This is a genomic window from Spirillospora sp. NPDC000708, from assembly GCF_040299565.1.
Classification (GTDB): domain Bacteria; phylum Actinomycetota; class Actinomycetes; order Streptosporangiales; family Streptosporangiaceae; genus Spirillospora.
On sequence record NZ_JBEPCJ010000047.1, the window covers coordinates 1 to 24,617 of the forward strand.

24 protein-coding genes are annotated in these 24,617 nt (G+C 73.7%); 11 read left to right on the forward strand and 13 right to left on the reverse strand.

Annotated elements, in window-relative coordinates; all coding sequences use genetic code 11:
• Positions 1-105 precede the first annotated feature (105 nt).
• From ABT299_RS29245 to ABT299_RS29275, 7 genes are all read right to left on the reverse strand, one after another.
• The gene (locus ABT299_RS29245) at positions 106-837 is read right to left on the reverse strand and encodes an alpha/beta hydrolase fold domain-containing protein (protein ID WP_500252656.1); all 732 of its coding nucleotides are present in this window, start codon (positions 835-837) and stop codon (positions 106-108) included.
• Positions 827-1,546, reverse strand: coding sequence for an enoyl-CoA hydratase/isomerase family protein (locus ABT299_RS29250; protein ID WP_360743877.1), 720 nt, complete (start codon positions 1,544-1,546; stop codon positions 827-829). Before ABT299_RS29250 ends, ABT299_RS29245 begins: the two co-directional genes overlap by 11 nt.
• Positions 1,547-1,667: 121 nt before the next feature.
• On the reverse strand, positions 1,668-2,351 hold the full coding sequence (locus ABT299_RS29255) for a TetR/AcrR family transcriptional regulator (protein WP_500252728.1): 684 nt from the start codon (positions 2,349-2,351) through the stop codon (positions 1,668-1,670).
• The gene (locus ABT299_RS29260) at positions 2,351-2,779 is read right to left on the reverse strand and encodes a Zn-ribbon domain-containing OB-fold protein (protein WP_500252657.1); all 429 of its coding nucleotides are present in this window, start codon (positions 2,777-2,779) and stop codon (positions 2,351-2,353) included. The genes ABT299_RS29255 and ABT299_RS29260 overlap by 1 nt, the downstream gene beginning before the upstream one ends.
• Positions 2,776-3,945 (reverse strand): thiolase family protein, encoded by a 1,170-nt coding sequence (locus ABT299_RS29265; RefSeq protein WP_500252658.1) that lies wholly within the window; start codon positions 3,943-3,945, stop codon positions 2,776-2,778. The genes ABT299_RS29260 and ABT299_RS29265 overlap by 4 nt, the downstream gene beginning before the upstream one ends.
• A complete protein-coding gene (locus ABT299_RS29270) occupies positions 3,942-5,192 on the reverse strand; it encodes an amidohydrolase family protein (protein ID WP_500252659.1) in 1,251 nt (416 codons plus the stop codon). The genes ABT299_RS29265 and ABT299_RS29270 overlap by 4 nt, the downstream gene beginning before the upstream one ends.
• A gap of 36 nt (positions 5,193-5,228) precedes the next feature.
• Entirely contained in the window at positions 5,229-6,452 is a 1,224-nt protein-coding gene (locus tag ABT299_RS29275; RefSeq protein WP_500252660.1) for a CaiB/BaiF CoA transferase family protein, read from the reverse strand.
• A 409-nt stretch (positions 6,453-6,861) separates the two neighbouring features.
• Here ABT299_RS29275 and ABT299_RS29280 point away from each other — a divergent pair, with 409 nt between their 5' ends.
• The 11 genes from ABT299_RS29280 (at position 6,862) to ABT299_RS29330 (ending at position 19,128) form a co-directional block, all read left to right on the forward strand.
• Entirely contained in the window at positions 6,862-7,677 is an 816-nt protein-coding gene (locus tag ABT299_RS29280) for a mycofactocin-coupled SDR family oxidoreductase (RefSeq protein ID WP_500252661.1), read from the forward strand.
• Positions 7,678-7,685: 8 nt separating this feature from the next.
• Positions 7,686-9,149: an aldehyde dehydrogenase family protein gene (locus ABT299_RS29285; protein WP_500252662.1), complete on the forward strand. Its 1,464-nt coding sequence runs from the start codon at positions 7,686-7,688 to the stop codon at positions 9,147-9,149.
• A gap of 28 nt (positions 9,150-9,177) precedes the next feature.
• The gene (locus tag ABT299_RS29290; RefSeq protein WP_500252663.1) at positions 9,178-10,455 is read left to right on the forward strand and encodes a cytochrome P450; all 1,278 of its coding nucleotides are present in this window, start codon (positions 9,178-9,180) and stop codon (positions 10,453-10,455) included.
• A complete protein-coding gene (locus ABT299_RS29295) occupies positions 10,452-10,727 on the forward strand; it encodes a ferredoxin (RefSeq protein WP_500252664.1) in 276 nt (91 codons plus the stop codon). Before ABT299_RS29290 ends, ABT299_RS29295 begins: the two co-directional genes overlap by 4 nt.
• A gap of 72 nt (positions 10,728-10,799) precedes the next feature.
• Positions 10,800-12,335, forward strand: coding sequence for an AMP-binding protein (locus tag ABT299_RS29300; RefSeq protein ID WP_500252665.1), 1,536 nt, complete (start codon positions 10,800-10,802; stop codon positions 12,333-12,335).
• A 39-nt stretch (positions 12,336-12,374) separates the two neighbouring features.
• Positions 12,375-13,553 carry an amidohydrolase family protein gene (locus ABT299_RS29305; RefSeq protein ID WP_500252666.1) on the forward strand — a complete coding sequence of 393 codons (1,179 nt, stop codon included), beginning with the start codon at positions 12,375-12,377 and terminating at the stop codon, positions 13,551-13,553.
• A gap of 17 nt (positions 13,554-13,570) precedes the next feature.
• Positions 13,571-15,163 carry a methylmalonyl-CoA mutase family protein gene (locus ABT299_RS29310; RefSeq protein ID WP_500252667.1) on the forward strand — a complete coding sequence of 531 codons (1,593 nt, stop codon included), beginning with the start codon at positions 13,571-13,573 and terminating at the stop codon, positions 15,161-15,163.
• Positions 15,163-15,573: a cobalamin B12-binding domain-containing protein gene (locus ABT299_RS29315; RefSeq protein ID WP_500252668.1), complete on the forward strand. Its 411-nt coding sequence runs from the start codon at positions 15,163-15,165 to the stop codon at positions 15,571-15,573. The genes ABT299_RS29310 and ABT299_RS29315 overlap by 1 nt, the downstream gene beginning before the upstream one ends.
• 101 nt (positions 15,574-15,674) lie before the next feature.
• Positions 15,675-16,631, forward strand: a complete 957-nt coding sequence (locus ABT299_RS29320) for an LLM class F420-dependent oxidoreductase (RefSeq protein WP_500252669.1) — start codon at positions 15,675-15,677, stop codon at positions 16,629-16,631.
• Entirely contained in the window at positions 16,628-17,689 is a 1,062-nt protein-coding gene (locus tag ABT299_RS29325) for a CaiB/BaiF CoA transferase family protein (RefSeq protein WP_500252670.1), read from the forward strand. The genes ABT299_RS29320 and ABT299_RS29325 overlap by 4 nt, the downstream gene beginning before the upstream one ends.
• Entirely contained in the window at positions 17,686-19,128 is a 1,443-nt protein-coding gene (locus ABT299_RS29330) for a class I adenylate-forming enzyme family protein (protein WP_500252671.1), read from the forward strand. Before ABT299_RS29325 ends, ABT299_RS29330 begins: the two co-directional genes overlap by 4 nt.
• Before the next feature lie 14 nt (positions 19,129-19,142).
• Here ABT299_RS29330 and ABT299_RS29335 read toward each other — a convergent pair whose 3' ends face one another.
• The 6 genes from ABT299_RS29335 to ABT299_RS29360 are packed head-to-tail and all read right to left on the reverse strand — an operon-like array spanning position 19,143 to position 24,616.
• The gene (locus ABT299_RS29335) at positions 19,143-20,006 is read right to left on the reverse strand and encodes an SDR family NAD(P)-dependent oxidoreductase (RefSeq protein ID WP_500252672.1); all 864 of its coding nucleotides are present in this window, start codon (positions 20,004-20,006) and stop codon (positions 19,143-19,145) included.
• A 4-nt stretch (positions 20,007-20,010) separates the two neighbouring features.
• The gene (locus ABT299_RS29340) at positions 20,011-20,922 is read right to left on the reverse strand and encodes an LLM class F420-dependent oxidoreductase (RefSeq protein WP_500252673.1); all 912 of its coding nucleotides are present in this window, start codon (positions 20,920-20,922) and stop codon (positions 20,011-20,013) included.
• A 7-nt stretch (positions 20,923-20,929) separates the two neighbouring features.
• Positions 20,930-21,784: an NAD(P)-dependent oxidoreductase gene (locus ABT299_RS29345; protein ID WP_500252674.1), complete on the reverse strand. Its 855-nt coding sequence runs from the start codon at positions 21,782-21,784 to the stop codon at positions 20,930-20,932.
• Positions 21,781-22,185, reverse strand: a complete 405-nt coding sequence (locus ABT299_RS29350; RefSeq protein WP_500252675.1) for a carboxymuconolactone decarboxylase family protein — start codon at positions 22,183-22,185, stop codon at positions 21,781-21,783. Before ABT299_RS29350 ends, ABT299_RS29345 begins: the two co-directional genes overlap by 4 nt.
• Before the next feature lie 24 nt (positions 22,186-22,209).
• The gene (locus ABT299_RS29355) at positions 22,210-23,634 is read right to left on the reverse strand and encodes an aldehyde dehydrogenase family protein (RefSeq protein WP_500252676.1); all 1,425 of its coding nucleotides are present in this window, start codon (positions 23,632-23,634) and stop codon (positions 22,210-22,212) included.
• 1 nt (position 23,635) lies between these two features.
• Positions 23,636-24,616, reverse strand: coding sequence for a 2Fe-2S iron-sulfur cluster-binding protein (locus ABT299_RS29360; RefSeq protein ID WP_500252677.1), 981 nt, complete (start codon positions 24,614-24,616; stop codon positions 23,636-23,638).
• Position 24,617: the final 1 nt, after the last annotated feature.

Genomic DNA, 24,617 nt, shown 5'->3' on the forward strand with positions numbered 1-24,617 from the left:
ACCCCGCCACCCCGGCCGGGGCCCCAACCACCGTCCCCGCACACCCCGCCTCCCCCCCCGCCGTGGGGGCCCCCCCGGGCCGGCCGCCCGCCGGGGCGGTGGCCGTCAGCGTGATGGCGCGGGCACATCGGCGCCGCGCGTCCATCTGGACGCGGAGCCCGCGATGGCGTCGACGGTCCCGGCGGGCAGGAACGAGGAGGCCTGCAGCACGCGCAGGTCCACGGTGACGCCGGAGCGGGCGGCGCGCGCGGCGAACGCCAGCGAGTCGTCCAGCAGCGGATCCGTTCCCGACGCCAGGAGCCGGACGGGCGGAAGCCCGTGCAGGTTGGCGTACAGGGGGCTGAGGAGCGGGTCGGCCGGGTTCGCGCCGCCCGCGTAGCGCTCGACGCGCCGGCGGAGCCCCGCGGCGTCGAACCGGGGGTCGGCGCTCGCGTTGAGGCGCAGGCTCGGTGCCTCCAGCGTCAGGTCGAGCAGCGCCGACACCAGGACCGCGCACGGGGGCGGCTCGGCGCCGAGGTCGCGGAGCCGCAGCAGCAGGGCGGCGGCCAGCCCCGCGCCGAGCCGCTCGCCCGCGACGACCGTCGGCCCGGACGCCCGGCAGTGCTCGTAGGCGGCGTGGACGTCGTCGAGGGCGGCCGGGAACCGCGCTGCGTACCGGCAGGAGACCACGGTCGCCCTCGTGCGGAGGGCGACGTGCCCGGCCAGGTCGAGCACTTGCCCGGGCGTGTCCGGCCGGTCGCCGTCGCCGTGCACGTAGAGGACGGTCGTCCCGCTCCCGCCCGCCGGACGCACGACGGGCCCCGCCGGGCCCTCGGTCAGCCACACGTCATCGCGCACGGTTCATCACCTTCTCCGCCGCCTCCCAGTGCTCGTCCGCGACCCACAGCCGAGCGAAGGCCCCCGCCGCCTCCTCCGCCGTCAGGCCGCCCGCGGTGACCCGCTTGATCTCGCGCGCCGCGCCGGTGGCGAGGGACGCCGCCAGCGACCGCCAGCCCTCCTCGAAGGAGGCGCGGGGGAGCACCCGGTCGACCAGTCCGAGGCGTTCGGCCTCCGCCGCGCCGAGCACGGTGCCCGCGCCCGCGAGCAGGAGGGCGCGGCCCCGGCCGACCAGCGCGGCCAGCCGCTCGGCGCCGCCCCAGGCCGGCATGATCGCCAGCGTCGACTGGGTGAATCCGATCTTTATGTCGGCGGCGGCCACCCGGATGTCGGCGGCCACCGCGACCTCGGCGCCGCCGCCGAGCGCGTGCCCGTTCAGCGCGGCGATCACGGGGGCCGGGAAGGCCGCGATCCGGTCGCAGACCCCGCGCATCCGCAGGGCCATCGCGACCGCCTCGGGCTCGGTGCGGATCGCGGCGAGCTCCTTCAGGTCGCCGCCCGAGACGAACGCGCGGTCGCCCGCGCCCCGGATCACCAGCGCGCCGGCGCCCCGCGCCGCGTCGAGCGCCTCGTCCAGCCGGTCCATGGTGGCCGGTGCGATGGCGTTGCGGGCCTGCGGGCGGTCGATGGTGATGACCGCCACCCCGCCCTCCAGCTCGAGATCGACCATGCGGGCCTCTCCAGACGGCGAGTAGAGATTGACATTCTCATTTCTGAAAATAGCGTATTCGCCAGTCACGGCGCAGGCAACCCCCGGACCGGCGCCGGCGGGGATCAGGCGATTGGCGGGATCAGGGGGCGGTCGCGCCGGCGGACGCGGGGCCGCAGCCGCGCAGCGCGGTCAGGCAGAACCGCCAGACGTTCTCGGCGAGTGCGCCGCGGTCGGGCTCGGGCATCTCGCCCATGCCGAGGACCAGGGTGTGGAAGGACGTGGTGACGATCGAGGTGATGATGTGCACGTCCCAGTCGAGGTTCGCCGGGCGCACGAGCCCGGCCTCGGCCGCGTCCGCGATGAGCTCGCGGACGAACGCCTCGTACGGGCGCCCGGTCGCGGCGATCGTCTCCGGGCTCGTCCGGGCGATCCGCACGTGCTCGTGGGCGATCACGCGGCTGAGCGACTCGTTCTCCCGGTGCCACACCAGCGGCCAGGTGACCGCCATCCGCAGCCGCTCCAGCGGGTCGCCGGACGCGGCCAGGATGTACTCGCGGATCCTCGGCAGCGCCCCGGTGACCGACGTCGTGAAGACGGTCCGGAGGAACTCCTCCTTGTTGGGGAAGCACCGGTAGAACGTCTTGATGGCGACGCCGGCGCGGCGGACGAGCTCCTCGATCGTGTACTCCGAGTCGCCCTTCTCCAGGAGCAGGCGCTGCCCGGCCGCGATGAGCTTCGCCCGCGGCCCGACGAACCCCGTGCCCGCGGGACGCGGGTCGACGGCGTGCCGGGTCATGCGCTCCGCCCACCCCGGCTCCAGCATCACGCGCCAAGGGTATCTCCCGGCCCCCGGACCGGCCGGAAGACGGGGATCACCACCTCCGGGGCGGCCTCCTGGAAGTCCACCTCCACCCGCATCCCGACCTCCAGCCGGCCGGCGCCGACGACGGCCGCGTGGACGAGCGGGCCCTCGTCCAGCTCCACCAGCGCGACGTTGGGCGGCGGATCGTCGAACGACGTCGCGTACCGCTGGTGGACGACCGTCCAGGTGCGCAGGCGGCCGAGGCCGCTCGCCGGCTCCCACGCCATCGGCGCCATGCCGTGGCCCGGGCAGCCGCCCGCCGGCCACACGGCCCGGCCGCAGGCGCCGCAGCGGAAGACCAGGAAGCGGCGCTCGCGGCAGGCCTGCCAGAACTCCGCGTCGGCCGTGTCCGGCGCGACGTCCCCGGGGTAGGGGCGCGGGGCGTTCACCGGGGCCTGCCCAGCACGAGCGACACGTGCGCCCACGAGCCGTGCACGCCGCCGTTCCCGCCGCTGCCGCTGACCACACACAGCTCGGCGTCGGGCACCTGGTTCGTCGGCGCCTGCCCGCGGACCTGCAGGACGCCTTCTGACAGCGGCGTGAACCCGGTGGCGTAGAACCCCGAGTGCTGCCCGCCGCCGGTGTTGGTGGGCACCTTCCCGGCGGGTCCGGTATGGCCGTCCCGGACGAACGCGGGCGCCTCGCCCTCACCGCAGAAGCCGTACTCTTCCAGCTGCATGAGCGTCGCGATCGTGAAGGGCGCGTAGAGCTGCGCCACGGATATGTTCTCGGGGCCCACACCGGCCTCCGCGTACGCGCGCCGGGCGGCGTCGGGCGCCGCGCCGAACCGTTCGTCCATCGTGCCGTCCCACCAGTTGGCGATGTTGTGCCCGCAGCCCGCGCCGAGGACCGCGACCGGGCTCCCGGCGCAGTCCGCGGCCCGCTCCGCCGACGTGATCACGATGGCGACGCCGCCGTCGGTCGGGCGCGAGCAGTCGAGCAGCCGCAGCGGGTCGACGATCATCCGGGACTCCTGGTGGTCGGCCACCGTGATCGGCCGCCCGTACCCGACCGCGCCCGGCCGGACGCTCCCGTACGCCCGCTCGACGACGGCGACCGCGGCCAGGTCCTCCGACGTCGCGCCGTGCACCTCCATGTACCGCCGCGCGGCCATGGCGTAGACCGCGCCGGGCCCGACCAGCCCGTACAGGTACGGGTAGCCGTAGCTGTACCCGCCGATGTCGGAGCGGCCGGCGACGCCGTGGTTCGGTTCCAGCCGCGGAGCCGCCCCGGTGAACGCCTCCCCGTAGACGCTGAGGACGTACTCGGCCTGCCCGGTCGTGATGAGACCGGCGGCGACGACGACCGAGAGCGCGGGGGAGGCGCCCCCCGAGTTGAGCGCGAACGACGCCCGCGGGGACAGCCCGGCGTAGCGCAGGTCCTCCGGCTGGACGCCGAAGCAGATGCAGGTGTCGACCAGCTCGCGGCCGACCCCCGCGTCGGTCAGCGCCGCGTCGATGGCCTGCCTTCGCAGCTCCCTGGGCGAGATCCCGAGCCGGCGCCCCTGCGGGCTCATCCCGAGCCCGACGATGGTGGCGGTGCGGGCGTCCGTCACGAGACCCCGCCGGGGACGGGCAGGCCCGCGGTGTCGGCCGGGGTGAACTGGAACAGCCGTTCGGCGTTGCCCCGGAGCACCTTGTACTGCACCTCGGGGTCCATCCCGGCGAGCCGGTCGTGGGCGAGCTTGATGGAGTTCGGCCAGGTGGTGTCCGAGTGCGGGTAGTCGGTCTCGATCATGACGTTGTCCTCGCCGATGAGGTCGAGGTTGCGCAGCCCGGCGACGTCGTCGATGAAGCAGCCGTAGACGTGGTCGCGGAAGCTCTGCCGGATGTCGAAGGTCAGGTAGTCGATGCTGTGCGCGCCGCCGTCGGTGCGCTGCTGCTTGCTGCCCTTGCCGGGGTCGTAGTCGATGCCGCGCTGGAACCAGAACCGCTGCTTGTCGATGACCTGCTCGGCCCGCTCCAGGAAGTAGGGGATCCAGCCGATGTTCCCCTCCGCCAGCGAGATCTTCAGGTCGGGGAACCGCTCGAACACGCCGCTGAACAGCCAGTCGAGCATCGTCCCCGAGGTGCGGACGGCGCCCCAGGACAGGTTCGCCATGAAGTTGGTGTCGCCGTTGATCGACGGGATCTGCGACGACGAGCCGACGTGCATGCAGATGACGACGCCGCACTCGGCGGCGGCGCGGAAGAACGGGTCCCAGTAGCGGCCCGGGTCGTTGATCGTCGGGAGGCCGAGCGGCTCGGGGTTCTCGCTGAACGCGACGGCGCGCACGCCCTTCCCGGCGACGCGCCGCACCTCGTCCGCCGCCGCCTCGGGGTCCCACAGGGGGATCAGCGTGAGCGGGATGAACCGGCCGGGCGCGCTCGCGCACCACTCGTCGACCATCCAGTCGTTGTAAGCCTTGATGCAGGCGAGCCCGAGCTCCTTGTCCTCGCCGCGGTAGAAGGTCTGGCCGCAGAACGCGGGGAAGGTCGGGAACGTCATCGACGCGAGGATGCCGCCCTGGTTCATGTCCTCGACGCGGGCCCGCGGGTCGTAGCAGCCGGGCCGCATCTCGTCGTAGCCGAGCGGCTCCGGGCTGATCAGGCTCTTGTCCCGGCCGACCGTCGCGGACAGGCCGCTGGCCCGCTGCTTCATGCCGAGGTAGTGCCACGTGCCCTTGCCGTCCTCGTCGATGACGAGCTTCGGGCCGCGGTCGCGGTGCTTCTCCGGCAGCCAGGTCTGCCACAGGTGCCCCGGTTCGAGAACGTGGTCGTCGACCGAGATCAGCCAGTTCAGGTCGGGGGTCGGGTCCGTCATGGCGGTTCGTCCTTTCCGTTGGGACGCCGGCGCTCGTCACACGACGCCGGACTCCTTGAGGGCCGTGATCGCGTCCCAGCCGTAGCCGAGCTCGAGGAGCACCTCTTCGGAGTGCTCGGCGTGCTCGGGGGCCCGGCTCAGCCCGGGGACGCGCTCGTCGAACTGCACGGGGGCGCTCATCAGCCGGACCGCGGTGCCGTCGTGGTCGACGGGCACGGCGTACCCGTTCTCGGTGACCTGCGGGTCGTCGGCCGCCTCCAGCATCGTGCGCTGGACGGCCCACGGCCCGGCGAGGTCGGCGAACCGCCGCTCCCACTCGGCCAGGGGCCGGGCGGCGAAGACGTCCTCCAGCACGGCGGTGCAGGCGTCGTGGTTCGCGGCCCGGGCGGCGGCGTCGGCGAACCGCTCGTCCGCGATCAGGTCGGGACGGTCGATGTGCCGGCAGAGGTCCGGCCACCAGCGGTCGGACTCGATCATCATCAGCGCGATCCAGCGGCCGTCGGCCGTCTTGTAGCCGCGCCCGATGGGGTTGGCCGAGCGCCCGGTGGCCACGGGGAACTCCCGGCCCAGCCCCCAGGAGTAGAGGATCGCACTGGAATGCTGCCACAGCGCGGAGCCGAGCAGCGAGACGTCGACGCACGCCCCCTCGCCGGTGCGCTCGCGGCGGAACAGCGCGGCGGCGATCCCGAACGCGAGGTTCATCGCGCCGGCCTTGTCGCCGAACGCGGGGGGCTGGGGGAGCGGCCGGTCGGCGCCGGGGGCGGTGAGGGCGGAGGCGATGCCGCTGCGCATCCAGAAGGAGGTGAAGTCGTAGCCTCCGCGGTCGGCGTCCGGCCCGCGCGCCCCCTGGCCGGTGGCGCGCGCGTAGACGATGCGCGGGTTGCGGGACCGGACCGTGTCCTCGTCGAACCCGAGCTTCACCCGCGCCGGACCCCGGAAGTTCGTCACGAGGACGTCGGCGCGGTCGACCAGCTCCATGAGCAGCTCCCGGCCGCGCGGGTCGCGCAGGTTCAGCCCGACGCTGCGCTTGCCGCGGTTGGTCTGGGCGGTGACCAGGTTGACCTCGCCGACCTTCGGGACCACCCCGGACGTGGCGAGGGCGCGCTGCGGATCGCCGGTGACCGGGTCCTCGATCTTGATGACCGACGCTCCGAAGTCCGCGAGCACGGCGGCGGCCGCCGGCGCGAACGTCCACTGCGCCACCTCCAGGACCCGCACGCCGTCGAAGACGGGTGCGGGGCCGGCCGGTCGGTCGGGCATGGGGCTCTCCTTCGCGGGCTCGCGCCGCCGCGGTGGCCGCCGGGCGGGCGCAGGACGTGGGAATCCGGTGGCCTTCCCGGCTGCTTCGAAGCCTCAAGCTAACTGGTAGAAGCTCCTATGTCCATAAGTAGGAGAAGGTCATTCTCTTATTGGTAGGTGAAACTCTCTCGAGAGCTCACGGGGAGGCCCTCGAGGTGCGTCTGTCTGGTTAATCATATGGAGAAGCTCATTCTCTTGACGGCCTTCGCGAACCGTGCTTAAGGTCAAATCCCGGCCGCCCGATGCGGCCTGGTTCCACTCACCGGGACCGCCGGTGAAAGTCCGCGCGCTCATTCGGATCCGCCATGCCCTTTCGCATGCCCGAACGCCGATGAACGCCGGCCGCGAGCACCGAGAAAGGGTCGACGACATGGGGCAACTGGACGGCAGGGTCGCGTTCATCACGGGCGCCGGCCGCGGGCAGGGGCGCGCGCACGCGGCGCTGCTCGCCGAGCACGGCGCCGACGTGATCGCCGTGGACATCTGCGCCGACATCCCGACCGTCCCCTATCCGATGGCGACGGAGGACGACCTCGCCGAGACCGCCCGGCTCGTCGAGGCGGCCGGCCGGCGGTGCGCGACCGCGGTCGCCGACGTCCGCGACATCGGCGCGCTGCAGAAGGCGCTGGACCACGGCATCGCCCGGCTCGGCGGGGTGGACATCGTGCTGGCCAACGCCGGCGTCCTGCACAGCGACCGCACCGAGACGACCCTGGAGCAGGCGGCCGAGCGGTGGGCCGACGCCGTCGGGGTGATGCTCACCGGCGTCTTCAACACCCTGAAGGTCGCGCAGCGGCCGCTCGTCGAGCAGGGCCGGGGCGGCGCCATCGTGATCACCGGGTCGACCGCAGGGCTGAAGGGCATGACGGACGGCTCCGGCGGCATGTCCGGGTACAACGCGGCCAAGCACGGCGTCGTCGGGCTGGCGAAGGGCTTCGCGCGCCTGCTCGGCCCGCACGGCGTGCGGGTCAACGTCGTCCACCCGACCGCCGTCGACACCTACATGATCAACAACCCGCACTCGCCGATGACGCGGGCGAGCGACGCGCAGGCGCTGGCGCGGGTGCTGCCGGTCGACCGGCTGCAGCCGGTCGACGTCAGCCGGGCGATCCTGTGGCTGGTGTCGGACGCGGCGTTCGCCGTGACGGGCCAGGCCCTCGCGCTCGACGCCGGCGTGAGCCTGTGACGGCGGGCATGGCGCGCGCGTCCGCCCTGCTCTCCCCGCGGTCGTACGTGGACGGCGCCCGCCTCGGGTCCGGCCCCGCGCTGCGGGTCACCGACCCGGCGAACCTGTCCACGGTGGCCGAGGTGCCCACGGCGGAGCCCGCGGACTTCGAGCGCGCCGTGCTGGCCGCGAGGCGCGCCTTCGACGGATGGTCGCGAAAACCGGCCGCCGAACGGGCCGGACTCGTCCTGCGCTTCCTGTCGTCCCTGGAGGCGCGGCGCCGGGATCTCGAGGACACCGTCGTCGCCGAGACCGGGGCACTGCTGCCCTCGGCCCGGACGCTGCACGTCGCGGGCGCGATCGAGCAGGCCCGCGCCGCGGTCCGGATCCACGCGTCCCTGCCCGAGGAGGAGCACAACCCCGTCCCGCTGGATGACCTCGTCACCGGCGGCCGGGTCGTCACCAGTGTCATCGGGTGGGAGCCGCTCGGCGTCGTCGCGGCCATCCCGGCCTACAACGTGCCGCTGTTCCTGGCGCTGTGGAAGGTCGTCCCGGCGCTGCTGACCGGCAACACCGTGGTGCTGCGGCCGAGCCCGCTCGCGCCGCTGGCGGTGCTGGCCGCCGGCGAGGCCGCCGAGGAGGCGGGGCTCCCGCCCGGGGTGCTGAACGTGCTCGTCGAGGAGGGCACCGCCGGGGCCGTCCTGATGACGAGCGCGCCGGAGGTCGACGCCGTGTCCTTCACCGGCTCCAGCGCCGTCGGCGCCGCGATCGCCGCGCAGGCCGCGCCCACCCACAAGCGGGTCATGCTCGAACTCGGCGGCAAGTCCGCGGGCGTCTACCTGCCCGACGCGGTGGGACGGGCGGCGGACGGCGTCGCGGTCGTGATGCGCGCGATGGCGGGCCAGGGCTGCGTCCTGCAGACCCGGGTGCTGGTCCCGCAGGAGACCAAGCGGCGCGTCCTGAACGAGGCGGCCGACCGGGTCGCCGCGCTCCGGCTCGGCGACCCGCGCGACCCGTCGACGGACGTCGGCCCCCTCATCAGCGACGCGCAGGTGCGCCGGTGCGAGGACCACGTCGCCGCCGCGCGCGAGCACGGCGGCCGGGTCGTCGCCGGCGGCCGGGCGCGCCGCGACCTCGGCGGCCACTTCTTCGAGCCGACGGTCGTCGACCTCGACGACACCGCCAACCCGCTGGCCCAGGAGGAGACCTTCGGGCCGGTCGTCTCGGTGATCGGCTACCGCGACCTCGACCACGCCGTCGAGCTGGCGAACGACACCGTCTACGGGCTGTCCGGGGCGGTGTTCGGCGCGGCCGACCGGGCGCTCGCCGTCGCCCGCCGCATCCGGTCGGGAACCGTGCTGGTCAACGGCGGCTACTTCGGGCCGTTCGCGTCGTCCGGCGGCCGCCGCCACAGCGGCCAGTGGCGCGAGCGCGGACGCGAGGGGATCCGCGCCTACCAGCAGCTCAAGCACATCACGGCGACGGCCCTGTGACCGGCCGCGACGGAAGGGACGAGGCGCAATGCTGCTAGAGGAGATCTCCCGGCTCGACCCGGACAAGATCCGCACCCTGTTCGACACCGGCGGCGAGTACCGCCGGGCCATCTCCGGCGGGGACTACGTCGAAGACTTCCACACCGACTTGCGGCGCGCGCGCGAGAGCGGCCCCGTCCACGAGGGCTGCGTCGAGGAGGTGCTGGGCCTTCCCCGCCCCGAGTACGCGCAGCGGTGGACGGAGCCCGCCTTCTCCGCCTTCGACTACGACACGGTCAACGCCGTGTTCCGCGACGACGAGACGTTCAACTCCCAGATCCTCCGCGGCACGTTCGCCACGTTCGGGCCGAACATCCTCGGCATGGACGGGACCGAGCACGCCCGCCACCGCGCCGTCGTCCAGCCCTCGTTCGGCCGTGCCGCGATGCGCTGGTGGACCGACCGCTGGATCGCGGGGATCACCGACACCCTCCTCCGGCGTGTCGAAGGGCGCGGGCGGGCGGAGCTGAACCTCGACCTCTGCGCGCTGCTCCCGCTGCTGACGATCACCGGGAGCTTCGGCGTCCGGATGGCGGAGTCGCTGCGGCTCCGCGAGGTGATCGAGCGGATGATCGGCGCCGACGTGCCCCGGGAGGACAAGCTGGCCGCCTCCGCGGACGCGGCGGACATGCTGCTCCCGCTGATCGCCCACCGGCGCGAGAACCCGCGGGACGACCTGATCAGCAGGCTGGTCCGGGAGCGGGTCCGCGACGAGGACGGCACCCTCCGCGGCGTCACCGACGAGGAGGTCCTAGCGTTCGCGCGGCTGATCCTCACGGCCGGCTCCGGGACGACGTGGCGGCAGCTCGGCATCACGCTGTGGGCGCTGCTGAACAACCCGGACCAGCTCGGCGCCGTCCGGCGCGACCGTTCGCTCGTCCGGGCGGCGATCGAGGAGTCGCTGCGCTGGGAGGTGACCGACCCGACGTTCTTCCGCATGGCGACGCGGGACGCCTCGCTCGGCGGGGTCCGCATACCGGCGGGCTCGCGGGTGGCGCTGTGCCTCACCGCCGCGAACCACGACCCGTCCCGGTGGGACGACCCGGACTCCTTCGACGTGTTCCGGCCGCTGCGCCCGCACCTGTCGTTCGCCGGCGGCCCGCACGTGTGCCTCGGCATGCACCTCGCCCGCGCGGAGATGACGGTGGCGCTGAACGCGATCCTCGACCGGCTGCCGGACCTGCGCTGGGACCCGGACGAGCCCCGGCCCGTCCTCATGGGCCTGCAGATGCGCGGCCCGGCCCGGCTCCCGGTGGTGTTCGGATGAGCGGCGGCACCACGGGCGGCGAGCGCCCGGACGGCGAGCGCCCGGACGGCGGCACCGCGGGCGGAGGGCGCCCGGAGGTCGCGGTCACGCCGCGGACCTGCGTCGGCACGGGGGTGTGCGCGTTCTACGCCCCCGCCACCTTCGAGCTCGACGAGCGGGGGAGGGTGCGGATCGCGACCGGGCCTGGCGAGGACTCCGCCGAGGACATCGGCAACGCCGCCGAGGCGTGCCCCACCCAGTCGATCACGCTGTCCTCCACCGGCGAGAGATGACTGTTCTCCTTGTCGAGAACGTGATATTCACAAGCCGTCGGCGGCCCCGCACCGGGAATTGGAGCCATCACCATGCGAACGATCCCTGAGGCCCTGGCCAAGCGGTACGAGGCGGAGGGCTGGTGGACCCGGGAGACCCTAGGCGAGATGCTGGCACGGGGCCTCGCCGCCGCACCCGACGCGGTGTTCCGGGTGTACTCGTCGGTGCGGCCGTGGTCCGGCACCTTGCGCGACGTCGAGCGGACCGCGCGGAGGCTCGCCGCCGGGCTCCAGGCCCGCGGCGTCCGGCCCGGCGACGTGGTGGCGTTCCAACTGCCGAACTGGATGGAGGCGGCGGCGGTCTTCTGGGCGTCGGCGTTCCTCGGGGCGACGGTCGTACCGATCGTCCACTTCTATGGACGCAAGGAGGTCGGGTACATCCTCAAGGCCGTCCGCCCGCGGGTGTTCGTGACCGCCGAGCGGTTCGGCCGTATGGAGTTCCAGCCCGACGTCTGCGCGGACGTCCCGGCCGTCGGGGTGGTGGGGCGCGACTTCGACGACCTGCTCGCCGCCGACCCGCTGCCCGGCGTGGCGGCCGTGGACCCGGCCGGCCCGGCGGTGATCGCGTTCACCTCCGGCACGACGCGCGACCCGAAGGGCGTCGTGCACAGCCACCGGACTCTCGGCTACGAGACCCGCCAGCTCTCCGACCGCTACCCGCCGGACATCGCCCGGCAGATCACCTCCGCGCCGGTCGGCCACTTCATCGGCATGATCTCGGCCTTCCTGATCCCCGTGCTGCGCGGCTGGGGCGTGAACCTCGCCGACGTCTGGGACCCCGGCCGGGTCCTGGCGCTGATGAAGAGCGACGACCTGACCGTGTGCGGCGGCGTCCCGTACTACATGACGAGCCTCCTCGACCATCCCGACTTCACGCCGGAGCATCTGCCGAACATGCGGTTCGCCGGACTCGGGGGAGCGGCCGTCCCGCTGGCGGTCACCACCCGGCTCACGGACCTCGGCATCACGGTCCACCGGTCCTATGGCAGCACCGAGCACCCGTCCATCACGGGCTCGGCGCTCACCGCTCCGGCGGCCAAGCGCCTGCACACCGACGGCGAAGCGCTGCCCGGCGTGGAGATCCGGCTGGGCGAGGACGGTGAGATCTTCAGCCGGGGCCCGGACCTGTGCATCGGCTATACCGATCCGGAGCTGACTCGCCGGGCGTTCGACGATGACGGCTGGTACCGCACGGGTGACGTCGGCATGGTCGATGAGGACGGCTATCTGACGATCACTGATCGCAAGTCGGACATCATCATCCGGGGCGGGGAGAACATCAGCGCGCTGGAGGTCGAGGAGGCGCTGCTCGGCATGCCGGGGATCGCCGAGGCCGCCGTCGTCGCGGCCCCGGACGCACGGCTCGGCGAGCACGCCGCGGCCGTGGTCCGGCCGAAGCCGGACGCCGCGGCGCCGACGATCGAGGAGATGCGGGCCCATCTGGAGCGGGCGGGGCTCGGCCGGCAGAAGTGGCCGGAGGAGCTGCACGCCGTCGAGGACTTCCCGCGCACCGCCAGCGGCAAGATCCAGAAGTTCCTGCTCCGCCGGGACATTGCGATGCGCGCATAGTGAGAATAGTATTCTCGCTATCGGTAAAGGAGGATCTCGATGACGACGCGCGCGCTGCCGTATCCGCTGTTCGACGCCGACAACCACCTGTACGAGACGCAGGACGCCCTGACGCGGTACCTGCCGAAGCAGTACGCGGGCGCCATCCGCTACGTCCAGGTGGACGGACGCACCAAGATCGCGATTCGCGGCCAGATCAGCGAGTACATCCCCAACCCCACCTTCGACGTCGTCGCCCGCCCGGGCGCGATGGAGGACTACTTCCGGCACGGCAACCCCGAGGGCAAGAGCAAGCGGGAGATCTTCGGCGAGCCGATGCGCTCCGTCCCCGCCTTCCGCGAGCCGGGCCCGCGCCTGGAGCTGATGGACGAGCTGGGCATCCAGCGCACGCTGATGTTCCCCACGCTCGCCAGCCTCATCGAGGAGCGGATGCGCGACGACCCCGACCTCATCCACGTGGTCGTCCACGCCCTCAACCAGTGGCTGCACGAGACCTGGTCCTTCAACTACAAGGACCGCATCTACACCACCCCGGTCATCAGCCTGCCCGTCGTGGAGAAGGCGATCGCCGAGCTGGACTGGTGCCTGGAGCGCGGCGCGAAGGTCGTGCTGATCCGGCCCGCGCCCGTCCCCGGGTACCGGGGCCCGCGCTCGTTCGCGCTCCCCGAGTTCGACCCGTTCTGGAAGCGGATCGTCGACGAGGGCGTGCTGGTCGGGATGCACTCCTCCGACAGCGGCTACAGCCGGTACGCCAACGACTGGGAGGGCCACGGCGCGGAGATGCTGCCGTTCAAGACCAACGCGTTCCGGATGCTGGCCGAGTGGCGGCCGGTCACCGACGCGGTGGGGTCCATGGCCTGCCACGGCCTGCTGTCGCGGTTCCCCGAGCTGAAGATCGCGGTCATCGAGAACGGCTCGTCCTGGCTGCCGCCGCTGCTCGACCAGCTCGCCGACGTGCGCAAGAAGGCGCCGGAGGCGTTCACCGAGGACCCGGTCGAGGCCGTCAAGCGCAACATCCACGTCAGCCCGTTCTGGGAGGAGGACATGGCCGAGCTCGCCGGCCTCATCGGGGTCGAGCGGGTGCTGTTCGGCTCGGACTACCCGCACCCGGAGGGGCTCGCCGACCCGGTCAGCTACGTCGACGCGCTTGGCAGGCTGTCGGAGGCCGACCAGGCGAAGATCATGGGCGGCAACCTCGCCCGCCTGATGTCCGTATGACGCGTCCGCATCCGGCGATGAACGATCCCGCGAAGACGGATTTCACGCGGACCGCGTCCGGCATCCCGCTCCAGCCGGTCTACGGGCCGGCGGACGCGGGAGCCGAGCCCCCCGAGCCGGGTTGCTTCCCGTTCACCCGCGGCAACTACGCCTCCGGCTACCGGGGCCGGCTCTGGACGTTCCGGCAGTACTCCGGGTTCGGCACCGCGGAGGAGTCCAACCGCCGCTACCGCTACCTGCTCGACCAGGGCGGCACCGGGCTCTCCGTGGCGCTGGACCTGCCCACCCAGTGCGGCTACGACTCCGACGATCCGGAGGTGGCCGACGAGGTCGGCCGCGTCGGCGTCGCCGTCGACACCCTCGCCGACGCCGAGATCCTGTTCGACGGCATCCCGCTGGACGCGATCAGCACCAGCTTCACCATCAACGGGACGGCCGCGATCCTGCTGGCGTTCTACGTGGCCGCGGCCGAGCGCAGGGGGGTGCCGCGCGCGAAGCTCACCGGCACCATCCAGAACGACATCCTCAAGGAGTACGCCTCGCGCGGCACCTGGATCTGGCCGCCCGAGCCGTCGCTGCGGCTGATCGCCAACACCATCGAGTTCTGCGCGGCGGAGGTGCCGCGGTTCAACGCGATCTCGGTGGCGGGCGCGCACTTCCGCGACGCCGGCGCCAACGCCGTCCAGGAGATGGCGTTCACGCTCGCCGACGGGGTGACCTACTGCGACACCGTCGTCGAGCGCGGCCGGATGACGATCGAGGAGTTCGCGCCGCAGGTGTCGTTCTTCTTCTACACGCACGGCGACTTCTTCGAGGAGATCGCCAAGTACCGGGCGGGACGGCGGCGCTGGGCGACCATCGTCCGGGAGCGCTACGGCGCGACCACCGACAAGGCGTCGATGTTCCGGTTCGGGTGCGTGGCGGGCGGCGCGTCCCTGTACGCGCCGCAGGCGCGCAACAACGTCGTGCGGGTCGCCTACGAGGCGATGGCGTCGGTGCTCGGCGGCGTCCAGTCGATGTTCACCGCCGCGTGGGACGAGCCGTTCGCGCTGCCCAGCGAGGAGTCGGCGACGCTGGCGCTGCGCACCCAGCAGATCCTCGCCCACGAGACGGGCGTCGCCCGGGTCGCCGACCCGCTCGGCGGCTCCTACTTCGTGGAGGCGCTCACCGACGCGACCGAGGCGCGCATCGTCGAGATCATGGACGACCTCGACCGGCACGGCGGGATGGTCCGCGCGATCGAGGACGGCTACCTTCAGGGCCTCATCGCCGACGAGGCGTACCGGCTCCAGCGGGACGTCGAGTCGGGCGCGCGCCCGGTCGTCGGCGTCAACCGGTTCGCCTCCGACGAGCCGGCGCCCGAGATCGCGACCTACGAGCTGGACCCGGCCGGCCGGGACCGGCAGCTGAAACGGCTGGCGCGGGTGAAGGCGGAGCGCGATCCCGCGGCCGTCCGCGCCCGGCTCGCCGAGCTGTCCCGCGCCGCCGAAGGCGAGGACAACCTGATGGGCCCCTTGATCGACTGCGCCGGCGCCTACTGCACGGTCGGCGAGATGGTCGCCGCGCTGAAGGCGGTCTGGGGCGAGTTCCGGCAACCGGTGGTGTTCTGATGCCGACCCGCGTCCTGATCGCCAAGCCCGGCCTCGACGGCCACGACCGCGGCGCGAAGGTCGTCGCCCGCGCGCTGCGCGACGCCGGCTTCGAGGTGGTGTTCACCGGCATCCGGCAGCGCGTCGACGACATCGTGGCGATCGCGCTGCAGGAGGACGTCGCGGTCGTCGGCCTCAGCATCCTGTCCGGCGCCCACCTGGCGCTCACCGCCCGCACCGTCGAGGGCCTGCGCGCCGCCGGCGCCGCCGACATCACCGTCATCGTCGGCGGGACCGTCCCGGCGGCCGACGTCCCGCGCCTGCGCGAGGCGGGCGCCGCCGCGGTGTTCCCGACCGGCACCCCGCTCGGCGAGCTCGTGGACGGGGTGCGCGCGCTGACCGCCGCCCCCGCCTCGACCGAGCGGGGCTGACCCCCTGACCCTCCGCGCACGGCGCGCGCGGAGGCGCACGCGGCCGGGCCGGCACCCGGCCGCGTGCGCGTCGACCTGACCCCAGCGAACTTGGAGGAGCCGTGCGGATCGGTGTGATGAGCGGGCCGGAGCGCGGGGACTCCGCCCGCAAGGCGAAGCGGATGGTGGAGGACGCCCGGTGGGCCGAGTCCGCCGGGCTGGACACCGTGTGGGTGCCGCAGGTCCCGACGGACTTCGACGCGCTGCTGGCGGTGGCGCTGATGGGCACGGCGACGGACCGGATCGAGATCGGGACCGCGGTGGTCCCGCTGCAGGCGCAGCATCCGATCGCGCTGGCGCGGCAGGCGCTGTCCGCGCAGGCCGCCACGGGCGGGCGGCTCGCGCTCGGCGTCGGCCCGTCCCACCACTGGATCGTGCGGGACATGCTCGGGCTGCCCTACGAGCGGCCCGCCGGGTACACCCGCGACTACCTCGACGTCCTCGACGCCGCGTTCGCCGGGCCGGGCCCGGTCGAGGTGGAGAACAAGACGTTCACGGTGCACAACCCGCTGGGCCTCGGGCCGGTGGGCCCGCTGCCGGTGCTGGTGGCCGCGCTCGGCCCGGTGATGCTGAAGCTCGCGGGGGAGCGGGCCGACGGGACGGTGCTGTGGATGGCGGACGAGAAGGCCGTCGGCGAGCACGTCGTCCCGCGCATCACAGCGGCGGCCGAGGCCGCTGGACGCCCCGCGCCGCGGATCGTCGCGGGCGTCCCGGTGTGCCTGTGCAGGCCGTCGGAGGTGGACGCGGCGCGCGAGCGCGCCAACCGCATCCTCGGCGAGGCGGAGATCTCCCCGAACTACCAGCGGCTGCTGGAGTACGGCGCCGCCCGCGACGTCGGCGACATCTGCGCGGCCGGCGACGAGGCGGCCATCAAGGCGCGGCTGCGCCGGTTCGCCGACGCCGGCGTCACCGACCTGTCGGTGCGGCTGCTGCCGATCGGCGAGGGCCGGGACGAGCTGGTCGCCTCCAAGGAACGGACCAAGGAGATGCTCGCCGGGCTGGCGGCGGAGCTGAGATGAGCGCGGGGCCGCTGGCGGGCGTCCGCGTGCTGGAGGTCGGCCACATCCTCGCCGGCCCCTACGCCACGATGATGCTCGCCGACCTCGGCGCCGAGGTCACCAAGATCGAGCCACCGGGCGGGGACCTGTCGCGGCAGGTGAGCGACGCCTACTTCGCCAGCCTCAACCGCGGCAAGCGCAGCGTCCGGCTGGACCTGACCGCCGAGGACGGGCAGGCCCGGCTGGGCGAACTGGTCGCCGAGGCGCACGCGCTGCTGGTCAACCTCAAGCCGTCCGCGATCCACCGGCTCGGGCTCACCTACGAGGCGCTGCGCCGCCACAACGAGCGGATCGTCTGCGTCGCGCTCACCGGCTTCGGCCTGCACGCCGGCGACCATCCCGCCTTCGACTACGTCGTCCAGGCCGCGACCGGGGTCGCCGCGCTGACCGGCGACCCGTCCGGGCCGCCGACGCTGCCGGGCTACTCGTCGGCCGACAACTCGGCGGGGCTGACCGCCGCGCTGGGGCTGCTCGCCCAGATCGTGTCGGGACGCGGTGGTCAGGTGGAGGTGTCGCTGCGCGACGTGATGCTGTCCCAGCTCAACTACCGCGCGTCCGCCTACCTCAACGAGGGCGCCGAGCCGCGCCGTCTGCCGTTCGGGGCGCACTCGTACTACGTCCCGGCACAGCTCTTCCCGACCGCCGACGGACATCTCGCGCTGTTCATCACGCATGACGGCTTCTGGAAGGCGTTCTGCGGTGAGACGGGCGTCGAGGGTTTCCCGACGATGGCGGAGCGGGTGGCCCGGCGCGAGGAGGTCCTCGCCGTGGTGACGGGCGTCCTCGCCACGGACACCGCCGCGGGCTGGGAGGCCCGGCTGCGCCCCCTCGGCATCCCGGCCGCCGCCGTCCGGACGCTGCCGGAGGCGCTGCTGGCCGCCCCCGACGTCATCGTGAAGGCGGGGGAGTACCGGCTGGTCGGCAGCCCGATCAAGGTCGCCGGATACGAGCCCCGCTACGGCGCGCCGCCCCGGCTCGGGGAGCACGGCGACCCGGCGAACACGCCCTCGGTCACATGAGCGGCCGGTCAACGCGCGGCGACGCGGGCGAGCGGGCAGCGCTCGCCTTCGAGGAGCGCGAGTACAGCGCCGCGCGGCTCGACGCGCTCGCCGGCGGGCTGGCCATGACGCTGGCGAGGCGGGCCGTGCGGCCCGGCGACCGCGTCGCGCTCATGTGCTCGAACCGGCCCGAGTTCGTCGTCGCCGTCCGGGCGATCTGGCGGCTCGGGGCGGCGGTCGTGCTGTTCAGTCCCGCCTGGAGGCGCGGCGAGGTCGAGCACGCCCTGAAGATCACCGAGCCGGCGCACGCGGTGGGCGACCACCCGCTCCTCGCCGAGCTCATGCCGATGCTGCACCTGGACGAGGAGCCGATCGAGCCGTCGTCCGCGACCTTCCCCGAGCCCGCGCCCGGCGCCGACGCCGTCCTGGTGTTCAGCTCCGGGACGACCGGCCTGCCGAAGGCCGTCCGGCACACGCACGCCTCGTTCCGCGCCGCCGTCCGGGACTGGCGCGCGACGCTGGAGCTGACCGGGCGGGACCGGATCCAGATCGCCACGCCACCCTCGCACATCCTCGGCCTGCTCAACATCGAGACGGCGCTGGGGACCGGCGCCTGGATGCGGCTGCACCGCCGCTTCGACCTGGACGTGCTGCTGCGCACCATCGAGGCCGACCGCATCACCGTGGAGATGGCCGTCGCGCCGATCGCGCTGGCGATCGCGTCGCACCCGAAGCTGGAGTCGTTCGACCTGTCGTCGCTGCGCTACATCATGTGGGGCGCGACACCGGTGACCCCGGAGGTCGCCGAGACCGTGACTCGGCGGGCGGGCGTCGGCTGGGTGCCCGCCTACGGCGCGAGCGAGCTGCCCGTCATCGCCTGCAATCCCGTCCGCGGCGCGCGCCTCGACAGCGTGGGACGCGCCGCACCGGGGGTGACGCTGCGGGTGGTGTCGCTGGAGACCGGCGCGGTGGCCGGGCCGGGGGAGACCGGCGAGATCCAGGCACGGTCGGCGTCGCTCATGGCCGGCTACCTGCCCGCGGACGCGACCGCGGCCGCCTTCGACGACGGCTGGTACCGCACCGGCGACGTCGGCCACATCGACGCCGACGGCTGGGTCCGCCTCACCGACCGCGCCAAGGAAATGATCAAGGTGCGCGGGTTCCAGGTCGCGCCCGCCGAGGTCGAGGCCGTGCTGCACGGCCATCCCGGCGTCGCCGACTGCGCCGTGTACGGGATCCCGGACGCGGCGGACGGCGAGGCGGTCGTCGCGGCGGTCGCCCCGGCCGAGTCCGCCGAGCCGGTCGAGCCCGCCGAGCTGATCGCGCTGGTGGGCGACCGGCTGGCCTCCTACAAGCGGCCGAAGGAGGTCGTGCTCGTCGAGGAGATCCCGCGCCTGCCGTCGGGCAAGGTGCTGCGCCGGGTCCTCAAGGAACGCCACGGACGCGCGCCCGGCGCCTGAACGGCGGCGTGCGGTCAGCCCTCCGGCGCCAACTTCTCCAGCACCGGCATCGGCACATGGTTCGCCCATCCCGTCCCGGGCCAGTTGAACCAGCCGGAGGACGCGTGGGTGCCGCCGTCCGGGTGCAGGGTGCTCCCGGTGACATAAGCCGACAGGCCCGAGGCGAGGAACACCACGCACCCCGAGACGTCGGCGGCCCGGCCCACCCGTCCCATGGGGAACGCGACGCGGATCCCGGCCGGGTCGGACAGGGCGTGGTCGCCCGCCGACAGCTTCGCGAGGCTCGCCGTCGGTGCGTAGTCGGGCGCGACGTTGTTGACCCGGATGCCGTCCGGTGCCAGCTCGACGGCGAGCGTCCGCCCGAACTGCTCGACCGCGGCCTTCGCCGCCGCGTAGACCGCGAAACCGGGCGCGGCCCGGTGCGCCTCGATGGTCGTGATGTTGACGATGCTGCCGCCGCGACCGCCCGCCCGCATCCGCCCGGCGGCGAGCGAGCAGGCGTGCAGGACGTGCGTCAGGTTCGCGCGCAGCAGGGCGTCCCAGCCCTTCGGCGTGGTGTCGGTGAAGGGCGCCCGGAACGTCCCGCCGACGACGTTGACGAGGGTGTCGAGGCGTCCCCAGCGGTCGTCCACGGCCGCGAACAGCGCGGCGAGCGCGTCGGGGTCGCGGACGTCGCCCTGCCGGACGATCGCGTCGCGGCCCTGCTCCTCCAGCGAGCTTCGCAGCGCGGTGACCGCGTCGCCGTCGACGTCGAGCACCGCGGGGCGGACGCCGTTGGCGGCCAGATCCGCCGTGACGGCCTCGCCGAGGCCACCCGCACCGCCCGTGATCACCGCGACGGTGCCGGCGAGGCCGCCGCGTTCCTCGAACCAGCCCATCCGGCTACCGCCCGTCCCGCAGATAGGTGGCGCCGAACGAGTCCAGGAACTCCAGCGTGGCCGGTAGCGAGGCGGTCCGGCTCGACACCAGCACCCAGGTGACGCCCGCCTTCTCGATCTCGCCGAGCGCCTCCCGGTGCCGGTCCGCGTCGGCGGCGGGCGTCTCGATCCCCGGGCCCTGGTAGGAGTGCAGCACGTCGATGCGGTCGTCGCGGCCGGCCGCGGCCGCCGCCTCCCGCATCTCGGACACGGCCACGGCCAGCTCGTCGAGCGTGCCGAGGGCGGGGGTGCGGGCGGTGGTGCTCAGCTGCGCGCCGCCGGTCATCGGCATCCAGCCCTGCGCCCGCTCCGCGACGCGGCGGCGGCTGAGCCGGGAGTTCCCGCCGATCCAGATCGGGATCGGGTCCTGGACGGGGCGGGGCCGCGCGATGACGTCGCGGGCGCTGAAATGCCGGCCCTGGTAGCCGAACGGCTCGCCGCTCCAGTGCAGCGGGAGCACGTCCAGCGTCTCGTCGAACAGGGCGTTGCGCTCGTCGATGTCGACGCCGAGGGCGTGGAACTCGCTCTTCTGGTAGCCGGTGCCGAGCCCGAGGATCAGCCGGCCGCCCGAGAGCTTGTCGAGCGTCGCGGCGGCCTTGGCGAGCAGGAACGGGTTGCGGTAGGGCGCGACGGCCAGATGGGTGAGCAGCCGCAGCCGCTCGGTCGCCGCGGCGACGTACCCGAGCGCGACGAACGGATCGAGCGTCTGGTGCCCGCCCGACGCCAGCCACCGGGCGCCCGGCACCGGATGCTCGCTGAGCGACAGCCCGTCGAAGCCGGCGCGCTCCGCCGCGGCCGCCACGTCGCGCAGCGGCCCGGCGTCGAGGACGTCGCCGTCGAGCCCGCCGGTCTCGGGATAGTGGAAGATGAACCGCATCGGCACCTCACGGGTGTTGGACGAAGGGGAAGATGCGCGTGAAGTCCGCGCCGGGCTCGGCGTCGGCGAACCGCTCCCAGATCGACGCCGTCACCGCGCCGACCGCGGTGGGGCCGCCCTGATCCTCCACGGAGCGCAGGTAGAGGCGGACGTCCTTGCTCATGAGGGAGTTGGTGAACCCGGACGCGTAGCGGCCGGTGAGCACGTGCTCGGGAAACTTGTCGCTGGTCGCGGCGCTGCGGCCGCTCGCCGCGTTGAGCACGGTGAGCATCGTGCCCATGTCGAGCCCGGCCGCCACGCCGAACGCGACCGCCTCGCTGGTCGCGGCGAGCGCGGTCGCCGACAGGAAGTTGTTCGCCAGCTTCAGGGCCTGCGCGAGCCCCGGCCGGTCGCCGACGCGGTGGCGGCGGTCGCTCAGCCCGGCGAGGACCGGCTCGACGCGCTCGCAGGACTCGTCCGTACCGCTGTACATGACCGCGAGCGTGCGGGCGCGGGCTCCCGCGACACCGCCCGACACGGGCGCGTCGACGTAGCCGATCCCGCTCTCCGCCAGCAGCGCGGCGACGTCACGGGCGGCGCTCACCCCGATCGTGGAGGTGTCGACGACGTGGGCGGCGCGGCGGCCGGGCGTCCCGGCGATCTCCCGGGCCACCTGCTCGGAGGCCGTCCCGTCCGGCAGGCTGAACACCACGACGTCGGTCTTCTCGGCGATCTGCCCGGCGTCGCCGACATGGGTCGCGCCCGGCGGGCAGCGCTCCGGCCCGGCGGCGTCGTGCGCGACGACCGCCAGGCCCGCTCCGACGAGGTTGGCGGCCAGTGCGGCGCCCATGTTGCCGAGGCCCACGAACCCGACGGCCGTCACCGTCCCGCCCCGTCCCGCGCGGCCCGCTCGCGTTCCGCGCGGACCTGCTTGACGCTCCTCCGCGCGGCGACGCCTGCGGGGGCGCCGCAGTAGCCGGTGACCTGGAACAGGAGCTCGTCGATCTCCGCGTCGGTCACGCCCGCGCGGTGCGCGCTGCCCGCGTGCAGGCGGAACTCCTCCATCCGCCCGAGCGCGGCGGTCATCGCCAGCACCAGCAGGCTCCGGTCGCGGTTGGTCAGGGCGCCGCCCCGCGCCCACGCGCCCCACGCCACCGCCGTCACGTAGTCCTGGAAGTCCGCGGTGACCGGGTCGGGATCGGCGGCCGAGCCGTCGACGTAGGCGTCGCCGAGCACGGCGCGGCGCACCGCGCGCGCCGCGCTCAGCTTCTCGCTCTCTTCCATGGGGTCCTCTCCGGGGCGGAGCCCTCAGGGGCGCAGGGACAGGCTGATCGTCTTGGTCTGGGCGTACTCGTGGAGGGCCTCGATGCCCTTCTCCCGTCCGTATCCGCTGGCCTTGAAGCCGCCGAACGGCGTCTCGATGCCGAGCGCGCCGCCGTTCACCGCCACCTGCCCCGCGTCGATCCGCTCGGCGACCCGCAGCCCGCGGGCGGCGTCGCCGCTCCAGACCGCCGCGACGAGCCCGTAGTCGGTGTCGTTGGCGAGCGCGACCGCCTCGGCTTCGTCCGCGAACGGCATCGTGACGAGGACGGGCCCAAACACCTCCTCGCGGGCGATCCTGAGGTCGGGTGCCACCCCGGCGTAGACGGTCGGACGGATGAACCGTCCGCTCGCCCCGGGCCCGTCGTCGTAGGCGGACCCGCCGGTGACCGGAACCGCGCCCTGGCGCTTCGCGTCGTCGAAGTGCTCCAGGACCTTGCGGAACTGCGCCTCGGTGATCATCGGCCCGAAGTCGGCGCCCGGCCGGAGCCGCTCGACCGCCTCCACGACACCGGCGACCACCGCGTCATGGGCGGGCGCCTCGACGAGGAGGCGGGTCGTGGCGGAGCACACCTGCCCGGCGTTGAACGCGACCGCCGACACCACCGCGGCGATCGCCCGGTCGGTGTCGGCGTCGGCGAACACCAGCAGCGGCGACTTGCCGCCGAGTTCGAGCGTCATCGGGACGAGCCGGTCGGCGGCGATCCCGGCCAGGAGACGTCCGGTGGCGACCGAGCCGGTGAAGGTCACGCGCCGCACTCCGGGATGGGCGGCGAGCGGCGTGCCGGCGTCCGGGCCGGTGCCCGTCACCACGTTCAGCAGCCCGTCCGGGAGCCCGGCCTCGCAGGCGAGGCGGGCCAGGCACAGCGTCGACACCGAGGTGAACTCCGACGGCTTGGCGACCACCGCGTTCCCGGCGGCCAGCGCCGGGGCGAGCGCCCGGCACGCCTGGTTCAGGGGCAGGTTCCACGGGGTGATCGCCGCGACGACGCCGTACGGTTCGAGCCGCGTGTAGGCGTGGTTCCCGGCGCCGAGGTCGATGGTGCGGCCGTGGTGGGCGCGCAGGATCCCGGCGTAGTAGCGGAAGTAGTCGGCCGACATGCCGACCTCCATGCGGAGCTGGCCCTCGGTCTTCCCGGTGCACGCCCGCTCCACTTCCATGAGCTCTTCGGCGCCGCTTTCGATGGCGCCGGCGACGCGGTGCAGCACCTCGGCGCGCTCCGCGCCGGACCGTTCTGCCCAGCCCGGTTGCGCGGCGGCCGCCGCCGTCACGGCGCGGTCCGCGTCGGCGGCCGAGCCCGCGGCGATCTCGTCGCCCGGCAGCCGCGTCGAGGGGTCGACGGTGGGGAGGTAGCCGCCGTCCGCCGGTTCCGCGGGTCGGCCGCCGATCCAGTGCTGGTGGCGAACGCCCATGTCAGTCCTCGTAGACGACGGTGACGTGCTCGGTCGTCGGCTCGCCCTGGCAGGTGAGGACCCAGCCTTCGGCGACCTCGTCGTCCTCCAGCGCGTTGTTGACGCGCATCTTGGCCTCTCCTTCGGTGACCTGGGCCATGCACGTGGCGCAGTTGCCCGCCTCGCAGGAGAACGGCGGCACCAGCCCGGCTCTGCGCGCGCTTTGGAGCAGCGTCTCGCCGGCGCGCTGCGGGACGGTCTTCTTCTTGCCGCCCTGGGAGATCGTGACCGTGCCCTCCTTCTCCGGGCCCGCCGGCGCCTCGTCCGCAGCGGTGAACCGCTCGATGAAGATGCGGCCTTCCTCCACGCCCAGCGACAGCAGGGTGCTCTCCACGAGGTCCATGAACGGCGCCGGGCCGCAGATGTAGAAGTCGGCGTCCTGGTCGGCGCCGGTGAAGGCGCGGACCCGGTCGCCGGTGACGAGGCCGCGCTCGGCGTCGAGGTGGCGCTCGATCTCGAAGCGCCCGGGATGCCGGCCCGCCAGCTCGGCGAGCTCGTCCCCGAAGATGACCGAGCCGCCGTCCCGGTCGGCCGCCAGCACCCGGACGCGCCGTTCGGTGGTGGCCAGCGCGCTCTTGACGAGGGACGCGATCGGCGTGATGCCGCTGCCCCCGCAGAACGCCACCAGCGGGGCCGCGGTCTCGCGCAGGCAGAACGCGCCCGCCGGGCGGGTGACCTCGACCAGGTCGCCGGGCCGGAGGTTGTCGAGCATCCAGTTGGAGACCAGGCCGCCCGGCACCCGCTTCACCGTCGTCCGCAGCTCGGTGTCGGTGTCCGGCGAGCTGGACATCGAGTAGCTGCGCAGGGTCCCGCAGGCCTTGAACGTGAGGAACTGGCCCGCGCGGTAGGAGAACGGCGCGTCGAGCGCGTAGGTCCGCGCGTCGGCCGTCTCGTCGATGACCCGGGTGACCCGGACCGGATGGAAGCCATGGTCGTGCGCCATA